General features: G+C 53.2%; 9 protein-coding genes and 1 pseudogene. 2 read left to right on the forward strand and 8 right to left on the reverse strand.

The window, feature by feature from the left end; translation table 11 throughout:
• Window positions 1–201, forward strand: a pseudogene (locus tag G392_RS13955) (peptidylprolyl isomerase); the annotation flags it as partial.
• A 269-nt stretch (window positions 202–470) separates the two neighbouring features.
• On the opposite strand, the gene G392_RS0108815 reads toward G392_RS13955, so the two are convergent.
• Complete coding sequence (locus tag G392_RS0108815) at window positions 471–947, reverse strand: DUF302 domain-containing protein (protein ID WP_027009939.1); 477 nt, start codon at window positions 945–947, stop codon at window positions 471–473.
• Window positions 948–1,126: 179 nt separating this feature from the next.
• Between G392_RS0108815 and G392_RS0108820 the strand changes: the two genes are divergently transcribed.
• Window positions 1,127–2,791 (forward strand): toxin-antitoxin system YwqK family antitoxin, encoded by a 1,665-nt coding sequence (locus G392_RS0108820; RefSeq protein ID WP_027009940.1) that lies wholly within the window; start codon window positions 1,127–1,129, stop codon window positions 2,789–2,791.
• A gap of 44 nt (window positions 2,792–2,835) precedes the next feature.
• Here G392_RS0108820 and G392_RS0108825 read toward each other — a convergent pair whose 3' ends face one another.
• From G392_RS0108825 to G392_RS0108855, 7 genes are all read right to left on the reverse strand, one after another.
• A complete protein-coding gene (locus tag G392_RS0108825; RefSeq protein WP_027009941.1) occupies window positions 2,836–5,637 on the reverse strand; it encodes a valine--tRNA ligase in 2,802 nt (933 codons plus the stop codon).
• Between the two features lie 88 nt (window positions 5,638–5,725).
• On the reverse strand, window positions 5,726–6,739 hold the full coding sequence (gene lpxD / locus G392_RS0108830; RefSeq protein WP_034334938.1) for a UDP-3-O-(3-hydroxymyristoyl)glucosamine N-acyltransferase: 1,014 nt from the start codon (window positions 6,737–6,739) through the stop codon (window positions 5,726–5,728).
• 78 nt (window positions 6,740–6,817) lie between these two features.
• Window positions 6,818–9,367 carry an outer membrane protein assembly factor BamA gene (bamA, locus tag G392_RS0108835; RefSeq protein ID WP_245571955.1) on the reverse strand — a complete coding sequence of 850 codons (2,550 nt, stop codon included), beginning with the start codon at window positions 9,365–9,367 and terminating at the stop codon, window positions 6,818–6,820.
• Window positions 9,368–9,392: 25 nt separating this feature from the next.
• Complete coding sequence (gene rseP / locus G392_RS0108840) at window positions 9,393–10,751, reverse strand: RIP metalloprotease RseP (protein WP_027009944.1); 1,359 nt, start codon at window positions 10,749–10,751, stop codon at window positions 9,393–9,395.
• A 188-nt stretch (window positions 10,752–10,939) separates the two neighbouring features.
• The gene (locus G392_RS13110) at window positions 10,940–11,674 is read right to left on the reverse strand and encodes a calcium-binding protein (protein WP_084165965.1); all 735 of its coding nucleotides are present in this window, start codon (window positions 11,672–11,674) and stop codon (window positions 10,940–10,942) included.
• Between the two features lie 6 nt (window positions 11,675–11,680).
• A complete protein-coding gene (locus tag G392_RS13695) occupies window positions 11,681–12,553 on the reverse strand; it encodes a hypothetical protein (RefSeq protein WP_156900872.1) in 873 nt (290 codons plus the stop codon).
• Window positions 12,554–12,572: 19 nt separating this feature from the next.
• Window positions 12,573–13,256, reverse strand: a 684-nt coding sequence (locus G392_RS0108855; protein ID WP_027009946.1) for a hypothetical protein, incomplete at its 5' end; no start/stop codon positions are given.

Consider the following 13,256-nt stretch of genomic DNA (forward strand, 5'->3'; position numbering starts at 1 on the left):
AAGCCCGGCGACACCGCCGCGCCGGTGCAAACCGCGCACAACTGGCAGTTTTTCCGCCTGACGGGCAAGCGCACCGAAACCGACCCCGTCAAAATCCGCCGCGAAGCCGTGCGCCGGCTGTTACGCAAACAGGCGCAAGAACAAGCACAGCAGCAGCTTGTCGAACGCTTGCAGCACAACGCGGTGATACGAGAATATTAAAGCGAGTCATCAATTATAGTTGATTAAAATCGCAACGATACGGCGTTGCCAACGCCCTTATGTACTGCCCGTACACGGCGGGCGTTGTCGCCTTGTCTCGTTTTTATTTTTATCAACTATAAATTTTGATACTGAAAATCAGTGCAATATAAAAACACCGTCATTTCCGCACGGGTGGGAATGACGGTGTTGTGTTTTTGCAGACGATTGACGACACGCCCGCAACGATGATGCCTTGCCGCGCATCATCGTTTTTTGAAAACGGCAGCTTATTGCGGCGCAGACACCGTAGCGCGAATCAGCCCTTCCGCTTTCGCCAAAGTATTTTCCACATCGGCGGGGGCAATTTGGCTGCCCGCAATCAGTTTCGCGGCGGGCACATACGCCACCTGCACTTTGCCGTCCGTTTCCGTAACCAGCACTTTAAGCGGCAATTGCAGCGCAAACATCGGGTCTTTCGCCATCAGGGGCGTACCCGCTTTCGGATTGCCGAACACCAGCACGGTGGCAGGCTGCATCTGCAAACCCGCTTTTTGCGCCGCCGCTTGGTGGTCAATCACGGCGAATACGGTCATGCCTTTGCTTTCAATGGCTTGACGGATTTTGGCAACGGTATCGGCGAAACCGTATGCGCTGGCAACGGCAACATGGGGCGTGGTGTTCATGGCGGAAACTTTCGGGGCGGTCGGCATGGCGCACGCGCCCAATGCCAAAGAAACCATTATCGGGGCAAACCATTTTTTCATAGATTATTCCTTGTTTGCATTTTGGTATAAATTTAATTTAATCAAAATCTTGATTGTTCAATTACGCCCAATGAGCGCAAAAATTCTTTCGAGCAGCCCAAACATTGCTAAAATCAAATTTTCGCCAGCTTACTGGTTTCCTGTTCTAAATTCAACTTTTTTTATTAATAGAGCCAATCATGCCCCAAACCGAATACATCAAACCACCTGTCAATAAAGCCCTTTTCTATACGGCGAACTATCAATCTTTTCATTATGCCGTTTTTAAGCAGATGGATAAATCATTCGGAGACGGCTACACCGGCAAAGAAGATTACAAAAAAAGCCCCTATTTAAGCCGGTTACACCCGATTTTAAAAACACTCTATTTCTTTGACCAAGTATTGGGCTTTACCCATGAAGGCGGTTTCGGCGAGCTGTACAGTTACGAAAACGGCTTTATGCTGGAACATTGTGTTCGCGGCTTTTACGAATTGGGCGAACAGGAAATGGTTGCGATGATGTGTTTTGCCGCAGACTATTACGAATTGCTGGAATCACAGGCAGCGTTTCAAAATTTATCCAAAGCCGAACAAATTGCATATGTGAAAAATCTGTCCGAACACAGGGTGGATTTTGATTTGCCGGTTGAAAAAGTATCGTATGATGATTTAAATATTGAATCTTTTGAGAATTTGAACAATCTTTTTGAAAATAAATATAAATACGCTTGGTATAGATTAGTACGCCATATTCAAAACCATGCCGGTCAATTCGTATCCGATGAAACGGGTCAGCCGCTTGATGATGGCTTTACCGGTCAATATGTTTATACGGGCGATGTCGGCAATCACTACCGCTTGACGATGGAAAACGGAAAGCCGCACGGTATTTTTGAAATTGACGATACAAAACAACAAAACTGGGTGGGCGAATTTGAGCACGGCTTTTTGAAAAAACAATCGTACCGCTATCATTCCCCATATAGTGATAGTGTCTATACCGCCCAGTATCAATATGAACCTTATGATAACGGCAAGGACGTTGTCGTAACTTACATTAAGTCTTATGACCATTCCTCTCAATTTGAAAAACAAACCTGTGAATTATTGATTGCCTCTGACGTGCAAATCGGCAAACAAACCGAATGGTATGAAGACGGTTCTCTCAAATCCGTTAAAGACTACTATTCCCGATATAATCCGTGGTTATGGCGCAGCGAAGCCTACTATCCCAACGGACAATTAAAACACAAAGGTTTAAAACACCGGTTTAATACTGCCTATTGGGAGTATTATCATGAAAACGGACAACAACTGCGCGAAGAGTTCTACGATAATGAGGGTAATTGTCATCAAACCAAATGGTATCCGGACGGCAGCATTGCCCTTCAAACGGTTTACGGTTCCGGCGGAGAGTATTTGGAAACCCATGAGTTTTATCCCGATGGCACCAAAAGAATGGAATACCTTTACAAAATGAGAAAGGAAATGGATATTTCTCCATATTTGGGTTGGGTAAAGATGCCCATCAATGCATGGGACGAACACGGCAAGCAAACCCTTATCAACGGCACCGGTTTTATCCCCGGAGGCAACACCATTGAGGAATATCAAAACGGCTTTGCAACGGTTTTGACCGAGTTTTATCATGACGGTAATCTGAGCAGAAAAGTATTTTATGAACGTGGCAAGGAGATAAAAGTTATTGTTTTTGATGAAAACGGTAATGAAAAATGGGCGAGGGAAACCGAATTTGATGACGATGGCAACATGCTCAAAAAAGTATCTTATGAATATGGCAAAAAGGTAAGAACGATTTGCTATGATAAAGATGGTAATTTCATTGACGAAGAGTATCATTAAATAGCGGGGCTGCCTGAAACCCTTTTTCAGGCAGCCCGCTTGTGTTACTTCAATTTATCCAGCGCAATCCGCACTTTATCCATTTTCGCATTCAACTCCGCCAGCTCCGCACGGTCTTTCTCCACCAAATACGCGGGCGCTTTGTCGGTGTAGCCCGGCTTGGCGAGCTTGGCGTTGAGCTTGTCCAAAGCCTTTTGCAGTTTTTCCGCTTCCTTGTTCAGGCGGGCGGTTTCGGCGGCTTTGTCCACTTCCACTTTCAGCATCAAACGCGCATCGCGGCACACGGCAACGGGCGCGTCTTCGCTTTCAGGCAGCGCGGCACACGGCACGGCTTCACTCAAACGCGCCATCGCCGTCAAATAAGGGAAATACGCGCCCAAATCGTCCGTGCTTTCCACAAAAAGCGGCGCTTTCACATTCGGTGCAATCCCCATTTCGCCGCGCAAATTGCGTACCGCGCCGATTAAGTCCTGCAAAACCGCCATCTGCTCAAACGTGGACGGCACGATTTTTTCCGGGTCGGGCACGGGAAACGCCGCCGACATCAGGCTGTCGCCGTGTTTGGCATTGGCAAGCGGGGCGATGTGCTGCCACAACTCTTCGGTAATAAACGGAATAATCGGGTGCAACAGGCGCAACGCCGTTTCCAACACGCGCACCAAAGTGCGGCGCGTGGTGCGCTGACGGCTTTCGCAACCGTTTTGCAACTGCACTTTTGCCAGCTCCACATACCAGTCGCAAAAATCGTTCCAAACAAAATCGTAAAGCGTTTGCGCCGCCAAATCAAAACGGTAGGTTTCGTATGCTTCGGTAACGGCTTGTTCGGTTTGTTGCAAACGCCCGATAATCCATTGGTCGGCAAAGGAATACGCCAAAGGCAGGCTTTCGTCCTGACCGCAATCTTTGCCTTCGGCGTTCATCAGCACGAAATTGCTGGCGTTCCAGATTTTGTTGCAGAAATTGCGGTAGCCTTCGGCGCGTTTGAAGTCAAAATTGATGTTGCGCCCCAAGCTGGCGTAGCTTGCCATGGTAAAACGCAGCGCGTCCGCGCCCATGGCGGGAATGCCGGTGGGGAACAGTTTTTCGGTGGCTTGGCGCACTTGCGGCGCGGTTTCGGGACGGCGCAGGCCGGTGGTGCGTTTGTCCAACAGTTCAGGCAGCCCGATGCCGTCAATCAAATCCACGGGGTCAATCACATTGCCTTCGGATTTGGACATTTTTTTGCCTTCGTGGTCGCGCACCATGCCGTGAATGTACACGTCTTTAAACGGTACTTTGCCGGTGAAATGCGTGGTCATCATAATCATGCGGGCGACCCAGAAAAAGATGATTTCGTAGCCCGTTACCAACACGGAAGACGGCAAAAAGGCTTTTAATTCATCGGTGTTGATGCCATCGTCTGTCCAACCCAATGTGGAAAACGGCACCAGCGCGGACGAAAACCATGTGTCCAATACGTCTTCATCGCGTTGCAATGCCACGCCCGCGCCCGCTTGAGCCTGTGCTTCGGCTTCGCTGCGGGCAACGTAGATGTTGCCGTTGTCGTCATACCACGCGGGGATTTGGTGTCCCCACCACAGTTGGCGGGAAATGCACCAGTCTTGCAGGTTGTTCATCCATTGGTTGTAGGTATTGACCCAGTTTTCGGGGACGAATTTGACTTGTCCGCTATCCACGGCGGTTTTGGCTTTTTGCGCCAAGCTCATGCCGCGAAATTCGCTGTCGGGTTCGCCGCCTTGCGGCTGGGCGTGCATGGCGACAAACCATTGGTCGGTCAAGTACGGTTCAATCACCGTGCCGGTGCGGTCGCCGCGCGGACGCATCAGGGTGTGGGCTTCAATTTTTTCCAACAAACCCGCCGCTTTCAAATCTTCAATGATTTTTTCACGCGCTGCAAAACGGTCAAGACCGCGATAGGCGGCTGGCGCGTTGTCGTTCATCACGGCTTTTTCGGTAAACAGGTTGATGACTTCCATCTTGTGCCGTTCGCCGACCGCATAGTCGTTGAAATCGTGGGCGGGGGTGATTTTCACGCAGCCCGAACCGAAATCTTTGTCCACATATTCATCGGCAATCACGGGAATGATGCGGTCGGTCATCGGGACGTGAACCATTTTGCCGACCAAATGGGCGTAGCGTTCGTCATCGGGCGCAACCGCCAGCGCACCGTCTGCCAAAATGGTTTCGGGACGGGTGGTGGCGATGTGCATAAATTTGCCGTCCAAGCCTTGCCCTGCCACGAAAGGATAACGCACATAGTACATAAACCCTTGCTCTTCCACGTTTTCCACTTCAAGGTCGGAAACGGCAGTCCCCAGCACGGGGTCCCAATTTACCAAGCGTTTGCCGCGATAAATCAAGCCTTGTTGGTACAGTTTGACAAACACGCGGGTAACGGCTTCGGCGCGGGTGTCGTCCATCGTAAAGTATTCGCGCTGCCAGTCGGCGGAACAACCGACACGGCGCATTTGTTCGGCAATCGTGCCGCCCGATTGTTCTTTCCATTGCCACACTTTTTCCAAAAAGGCTTCGCGCCCCAAATCGTGGCGGGAGATGCCTTGTGCGGCGAGTTGGCGTTCCACCACGATTTGCGTGGCGATGCCGGCGTGGTCGGTACCCGGAATCCAGCAGGTGTTGCGCCCTTTCATGCGGTAGTAACGCGCCAAACCGTCCATAACGGTTTGGTTGAAGGCGTGTCCCATGTGCAGGGTGCCGGTTACGTTGGGCGGGGGAAGCTGGATACAAAAGGCTTCGGAGCGGGAAAAATCGGCTTGGAACGCGCCCGATGCTTGCCAACGGGCGTAGTGTTTGGTTTCAATGTCGGCGGGGGAGTATTTGGGTAACATTTCGCTTGGTCTGAAAAAAATGAAAACGGGGGATTATAGCATTGTGCGGCGGCGGTGCTTCCGGCCTGCTTGGCACACGCGGGGGCATTCAGTCCCGATGTTTGCTTAAATCTTTAATTTTTTCGTACATTTCGCTCAAACGGCGCAGGTGGACGGCGTTTTTTGCCCATTCTTTATGGCTTTGCAGGGGGTAGCAGGAAGCGTAATGCCCCGCTTCTTTGATGCTGCGGGTAACCACCGTGCCGCCGCCGATGCTGGTTTTGTCGGCAATTTCAATGTGTCCGACAAACATCGCTGCGCCGCCAATCAGGCAGTACGCGCCGATTTTCACGCTGCCGGAAATGCCCACGCACGCGGCGATGGCGGTGTGGTTGCCGATGTGGCAATTGTGGGCGATTTGTACCTGATTGTCGATTTTCACGCCGCGCCCGATAACGGTGTCGCCCATCGCGCCGCAATCGATGGTGGTGTTGGCACCGATTTCCGCGTCGTCGCCGATGACCACGCCGCCCGTTTGCGGGATTTTCAGCCAGTGGTCGCCCGCAAACGCCAGCCCGAAGCCGTCCGCACCAATCACCGCGCCGGAATGAATGGTTACCCGTTCGCCCAAGGTGCAGCCGCAATAAAGGGTTACGTTCGGGTGCAACACGCATTGTGCGCCCAAAGTGCAGTGCTCGCCAACCACGCTGCCCGCCAAAATGCGGCAGCCCTCGCCCAACACCGCGCCCGCGCCAATCACCACGTTTGCGCCGATTTCGCAAGACGGGGGGACGGTGGCGGACGGGTCGATAACCGCCGTGGCGTGTACGCCTGCCCGTGCTGCGGGTGCGGGGTGGAACAGGCGGGCGACTTGGGCGAAATACAGATACGGGTCGGCGGCAACAATCAAATTGCGCCCGTGCAAATCGCCGGCATTTTTTTCGGAAACGATAATCGCCCCTGCCGCGCTGTTTTGCACTTCGCTGCGGTATTTGGGGTTGGCGAGAAAGGTGATGTGTTCGGCGGTGGCTTCGGCGGCGGGCGCGAGGGCGCAAACGGACACGTCTGCGCCGCGCACTTCGCCGCCCAGCCGTGCGGTGATTTGGGACAAGGTCATCAACATAGGGGGTTCTTCAAACTTTCTGTGGCGGAAACCAATGTACCACACGCCCCGAGCGGGCGGGGCGTGTGTCATGCGGGTTTAGAATACCGTGCCGAGCTGGAATTGGAAACGCTGTACTTGGTCGGTTTTCTTTTTGTTCAAGGGGTAGGCGTAGCTGAGCTTGATGGGGCCCATCGGCGAAATCCACGTCAATGCCGCGCCCGCAGAGTAGCGCAGCTCTTTTTGAAACGAAGATTTGTGGCTGACGTTTTCGCCGTAGTAGTTGTTGTGGGCGTTCGGGTTGGTTTGCGGGTGGTAGAGGCCGGGCGTGTAGGTTTTGCCGTCCCACACGCTGCCGGCATCGGCAAACAGGCTCAAGCGCACGCTTTTGTTGTTTTTCATGCCCGGAAAGGGGAACAACAGCTCGGCATTGACATTGGCAGCGAGCTTGCCGCCGTAGTGTTCCGTGCCCAAGTTATAACATTTGTTGGTGGCGGTATCGCAGTCGTAGTCGTAGAACTTCGGGCCCAGCGAACCGGTTTCGTAGCCGCGCACCGAGCCCAAACCGCCGCCTGTTTGCGCGTACATAAAGGGCAGCTCTTTGGTTTTGCCGTAGTTGCCGCTATAGCCGAACTGCCCATTGAGCATCAGCGTAAAGGTTTTGTTGAGTGGCACATACCACGTTTGCTGGTGGTCGAGCTGGTAATACTGCAAACCGCTTCCGGGCAGGCCTGCTTCCGCGCTCACGTTGGCCTGATAGCCTTTGGTCGGCCAAAACGCATCATCGGTGGTGTTGCGGTACCAGCTCAGCAAGCCTTTGTAAATCCAGTTTTTGCTGCCGTTGTTATCGACAAAACGGCGGTAGCGCGTGGGCGACTGCGGATACAGCCCCACCGTCAGATGCTCCGCGCCCAAGCCGAAATTGACACGGTCGTATTCGGTAACGGGCACGCCCATGATGGCGGTGCCGCCGTATTTTTTGATGCGGTAGCTGCGCGGGCTTTGGTTCAGCTTGTAAGGGTTGTAGTTCGAGCCGAACAGCGAATAGGTCATGCTGACCCCGTCCGGCGTGAAATACGGGTCGGTAAAGGAAATATTGGCGTTTTGGCGCACCTTGCTGCGCGAAAGCCCCGCCGATGCCGATTTGCCCGTGCCAAACAGATTGTCCTGTGCCACGCTTGCCGCAATCACCAAGCCGTCGTCCTGCGACCAGCCTGCCGAAGCGTTCAGACTGCCCGTGTTGCGTTCCTTCACCGCCACCGACACGTCAAGCTGCTGGTCGTTTTCCGCAGTGGGTTTGCCTTCGATTTTCACGTCTTCAAAATAGCCCAACTGCATCAGGCGTTGCTGCGAACGGTCGAGCTTGGATTTGTCGTACACCGCGCCTTCCATCTGGCGGAATTCGCGGCGGATGACTTCGTCGCGGGTTTTTTTGTTGCCCGAAATATTGATTTCGCGCACGGCGATGCGCGGGCCGGGAATCAGTTGCACGGTGATGTCGATGATGCCTTCGCCGTTGTCGTCGCTGTGGCGTTGCGCTTCGACTTGGGCGTCGGCATAGGCGTAGCCTGCCGACTGCAATTCCAAGCGGATGGCGGCAAGCACTTGTTCGAGCTGCTCGAAATTGCTCCATTTGCCCGTTTGGATTTTTGCCAAATGCTTGAGCAGTTTTTCCTGCGGCACTTCTTTGTTGTCGCCGCCGATGGCGGTTTTGCCCCAACGGTAGCGCTTGCCTTCACTGACTTTGATGACGACTTTTTCACGGGTGCGTTCATCGTTCAATTCGCGGTCTGCCAAGTCCACTTCGGCATCGAAAAAGCCGCGCGTGCGGTAAAAGCTTTCCAAACGCGCTTTGTCGGCGGCAAATTTTTCCCATGCAAACACGTCGCTTTTGGTTGCCCACGACATCAGCGTGCCGTCCGTCAGCCCGATTTGCCGTGCCAAGCGCGCATCGCTGAAATGTTGGTTGCCTTCAAATTCGATTTGTTTGACGCGGGTGGTGTCGCCTTCTTCGATGTTGATGGTTACCGCTACGCGGTTACGCGCCAATTCCTGCACTTGGGGGGTGATTTTGACGTTGTTTTTGCCCTGCTCGCGGTAGGCGGCAGCCAGTGCCTGCAGGGCGCGGGTGAGGGCTTCTTGGCTGAAAAAATCGCCTTTGGACAAGCCTGTGGCGGCGAGTGCCTGTTCGGCATCGCGTCCGGCATCGCGCTCGAGCGATTGGAGTTTGGTATCGTGGTCAAGGTTGTTGGGGTCGCTGATTAAGTCGGCGGCATCGGCGTTGGTGCTGCCGCGCATTTGTGCCATTTGTTTCAAAATGGCATCGGCTTGCAGCACTTTGGCGCCTTTGATGGTGATGTTGCTGATAATCGGCCGCTCTTTGACGGTGATAATCAGCATGTTGCCGTTTTGTTCGAGGGTTACGTTTTCGTAAAAGCCGCTCGCGTACAGGCTGCGGATGATGTCTTCGCCGGTTTGCGGGGTGTAGGCTTCGCCGGCTTTGACCGGCAGCAGCGAGTGGACGGTGGCTTCGGAGGTGTGCTGTTCGCCTTCGATGCGCAGCTCGGAAATGTTGAAGCCGCTTGCCAGTGCGGGGCTGACCAGCCCCAGTGCAATCAGCGTGAGGGTGAGTTTTTTGAGGTTCATCATGATTCCTTGGTATTGTGTCGGCACATTACTGCCCGAACAGGCGGGTAATGTCGTTGAAAAACGCCAGCAGCATCATTGCCAGCATCAGGCTGATGCCCACGCGCACGCCCAGTTGCTGGACGCGTTCGCTCAAGGGCTTGCCGCGAATCAGTTCGGCAGTATAGTAAACCAAATGTCCGCCGTCCAATACGGGAACGGGCAGCAGGTTCATCACGCCCAAGCTCAGGCTGACCAGTGCCAGAAATTCGACATATGCCTGCCAGCCCACCGATGCGCTCGCGCCTGCGGCTTCGGCAATGCCCACCGGGCCGGAAATGTGGTTGAGCGAGGCTTGCCCGAACAGCATTTTGCGGAAAAAATCCAAAGTCAGCACGCTGTAGGATACGGTTTTGCTCCACGCGGCGTGCAATGCGCCTGCGGCATCGGGGCGTTGGCGGCGGACGATTTGTGCCTGCCATGCTTGGTCGGGCGCGGGCAGCACGCCGATTTGACCGATGATGCGGCTGCGGTCGGGCAATTCCACCGCGTTGGTGAGCAGTTTGGTTTGGTAAAATTTGCCTTCGCGCACGTAGGTTAAGGTGAGGTAGCGCCCCGCATTGTCGCGGACGATGGTTTGCCAGTCGCGCCAATGGCGGGTGGTGGTGCCGTTTACGGCAACGATGCGGTCGCCCGCTTGCAAACCCGCACGGGCGGCAGGGCTGTGCGGCATGACTTTGCCGACCGCATCGGTGTGCTTGAACGGCGACAGCCCCAAATCGGCGGTGCGTTTGGCAACGGCTTCGGCTTCGGGCGTGCCGGCGGCATCGATGTGGCGCACGGTGTTTTGACCGTTGGCGGTTTGCACGCCCACCGCCACCGTGCCGCCGTCCAAATCCAGCACGATGCGGGTACGCGCATCATTGAAATCGGCAACGGGCGTGCCGTTTACCGTCAGAATGCGGTCGCCCGGTGCAAAACCCGCCGTTGCCGCCACCGAAGGCGCATGCACCGTGCCGACATAAGGCTTGATTTGGGTAATGCCGTCTGCCGCAAACACCCAAAAATACAGCCCCACCGCCAAAGCCAGATTCACCAAAGGCCCTGCTGCCACCACCGCAATGCGTTTGAGCGGGTGTTGTTTGTCGAAGGCATACGGCAAATCGGCATCGGCAACATTGCCCTCGCGGGTATCGGTCATTTTCACATAACCGCCCAAAGGAATCGGTGCCAAACACCACTCGATGCCGCGCCACTGTTTTTTCACAAAAGGCCTGCCAAAGCCCACCGAAAAGCGCAACACCTTGATGCCGCACCAACGCGCCACCAGCAAATGTCCCAACTCGTGCAGGCTCACCAGCAGCACGATTGCCGTTAAAAATGCGGCGATGGTTTGAAAAATCGACAAAATCGTCTCCAATTGACAAGTGATTGAACCATATTGCCCGTTTCGGGACGGCTTATCAAGCCCTTAACGGTTATGACGACGGCATTTTTAGCACAATTCCGCATCGGACGCATTAAAAATTCCATACCGCAGGTGTTTTTTTCCGTCAAAATATGATTTGTTTTTAAAGTGCCTGATTATCCGCCTGTTTACAATGTCCGACCGCGCTTTTGTACGATAACGGTTTCTTCGTGTTGTTCCTGTGTGTGGGGTGCGGCCGGCTTGGCGGCTGCAATGCGCCGTTCAAATTCCGGTGCGCGTCCGCGTCCGTAGTCGCTTTGTGCATATTCGTTTACCGCCTGTGTCAGGTTTCCCGCCCGCGCCGCTTCCAGCAGCCGTTGCCACGCATTGCCCTGATGCCAATCCTGTTTGTTGTCCTTGTTTGGCGGTATGCTTTGCTGCTGTTGCGGCACATTGTGCAGGTAAATACCCAATTGTCCGTTTTGGAAATTTTTAATCACCCCTTCGTATTGTGTGCCTTGCGCTCCTTGGTTCCATACTGCCAAATCCTGACCGCGTTTTTCGTAGTACAAACCGTCTGTGGCGGAAAAATACACTTCCCTGCCTGCATGCCGTGGTGAGTCATCACGGCTGCCGCCCGTCAGCAGCTTGCCGGAAAACCAAATTTGTCCGATGCCGTCGCTGTCTTCCATGATGTCGCCCAGACCCAAAAAATACATATCGTTGCCTTCTCCGCCTTTCAAAACATCATTGTCGCCGCCGCCGTGCAAAATATCATTGCCTCTGCCGCCATAGAGCCAGTCGTTGCCGATACCGCCGAGCAGCACGTCATCATTGGGTGTGCCGCGCAGCGTGTCGTTGCCCGCCCCGCCGTAGAGATAGCCGTTTCGCAAGGGCTCTGTGGGCAATCTGCTTGAGGGCATACATTGTTACAGCAGTTCTGTTTTGGGATTGCGCGTTACGGGGGCGGCTTTTTCGGCGTCAATATCATCGTTGCCGGTCGTGCCGTAGAGCTTGTAATCGCTCATGCCCGAGATGAAAGTATTGATATGCGGAAGAGGTGGCATGGTCAGCCCCTGCTGTTCCATTTCCGTATAGTCGCCGCGCAAGGTATTGTTATGTGTAACCGAGCGGAACCGGTCGGCAGTTGAAGACAAATAATAGTCTATGCTGTTTTGGTAATACGTCAGCCGCAAATGCTCGGCATCTTTACCGAATGAGCCGGGAATCATATATTTGTTGTAGTGGGTCAAACAGTCATATACTTCCTGTTCTTTTTGTTCTTGGGAAACCCCTGCTTGGGACATAATGCTGTCGATTTTGGCAAACATATTGCCCGTCATTTCGGGATTGGGCGGCAGTATGGTTTTGCCGTGTTCCTGTTCCCATTTCAATATTTTATATTCATTAAAAATGGCTTCGGCTTCGCCGATGTTGTCGGCATGGGCATAATCGTGTGCGGAAGCATAGTTGTCCAAAGATTTTAACTGGCGTGTTCCTAAAGCATGACCAAGCTCGTGGGCAAGAGCGGTTAAATCAGGATAACCATTACTTTTATCCGCCATAAAAGCGATTTCGCCGCCCGTGCGTATACCAGATTTGTCCTGTGCTGCATGTGTGGGGTCGAAGAATGTACCATATTCCTGCCCATCGGTGTCAGTTGGTCTAAACTTACCTCCTTGTTCAATAAACTTATTGATTTGTTCTATTAACGGAGTGTGTTGTTCAATGCGCTGTATTTGAAATTCGTTAAAACCGCTTTGAGTTAATTGCATTTTGGCAGTCGGATTAAGTTTGGACATTTCTGTCTCCCTTTTGAAGTTATTGGTAAAATTCATATTTCTTGTCTAATTTGACAGGCGTATGGCTTCGGCCGTCTTGATAAAAGCCCAAACCGATAATTGCACCACGCCCAAGGGCGGGTGCCAATATGATGCGATAGCCGCGCACCCAAAAATATTTCGTACCTTCTTGGATTTGGTCGTCCTGCCTGCCCTTGTAAACGGTATCAATTTTGCGGTATGCCGCTCCGGTTCTCATACTTAAGTTGTATGGACCATCAATATCATCCGGTTCCGGCAGCACATCGGGAAAATGACCTTCAGGAAAAATACTGCCTATTTGATTTCGCATGGCTTGGTTCATTCTGATAGAAAATTTAGGACGTTGGTATTCGTTCACAGGAGGTTGGTGTACGACATACAGCCCGAAGGGTGCGTCATCACCCGCGTTGTCGGAATCGTCTTTTTGGAATATGACGGGGATTTGCCAAATGGCAGTCAATTGTTCGGGGGTATATTGGTACAGGCATTCGTCCAGAAAGCCGGTTTGGTACATCTGCTTGATTAAGTCATCGCGGTTTTCCGCTTTGTGGAGCTTTTGGGAGCAGGTGTTTTTGTTTGGCTGATTGGCGGCGGTGCAGCCGCAAAATATCAGGGCGGCGAGCAAGGCGGGGAGATATTTGTTCGGCATGGCGGTTTGGCTCTTTTGGTAGGGCAGATTGTG

The organism is Conchiformibius kuhniae DSM 17694 (assembly GCF_000428785.1).
Classification (GTDB): Bacteria; Pseudomonadota; Gammaproteobacteria; order Burkholderiales; family Neisseriaceae; genus Conchiformibius; species Conchiformibius kuhniae.

Excerpts from the sequence above, each read along its gene's own strand:
- G392_RS0108815 (WP_027009939.1), bottom strand. The coding sequence starts at position 947 with ATGAAAAAATGGTTTGCCCCGATAATGGTTTCTTTGGCATTGGGCGCG.
- G392_RS0108820 (WP_027009940.1), top strand. The coding sequence starts at position 1,127 with ATGCCCCAAACCGAATACATCAAACCACCTGTCAATAAAGCCCTTTTC.
- G392_RS0108825 (WP_027009941.1), bottom strand. The coding sequence starts at position 5,637 with ATGTTACCCAAATACTCCCCCGCCGACATTGAAACCAAACACTACGCC.
- lpxD (WP_034334938.1), bottom strand. The coding sequence starts at position 6,739 with ATGTTGATGACCTTGTCCCAAATCACCGCACGGCTGGGCGGCGAAGTG.
- bamA (WP_245571955.1), bottom strand. The coding sequence starts at position 9,367 with ATGATGAACCTCAAAAAACTCACCCTCACGCTGATTGCACTGGGGCTG.
- G392_RS13110 (WP_084165965.1), bottom strand. The coding sequence starts at position 11,674 with ATGCCCTCAAGCAGATTGCCCACAGAGCCCTTGCGAAACGGCTATCTC.
- G392_RS13695 (WP_156900872.1), bottom strand. The coding sequence starts at position 12,553 with ATGTCCAAACTTAATCCGACTGCCAAAATGCAATTAACTCAAAGCGGT.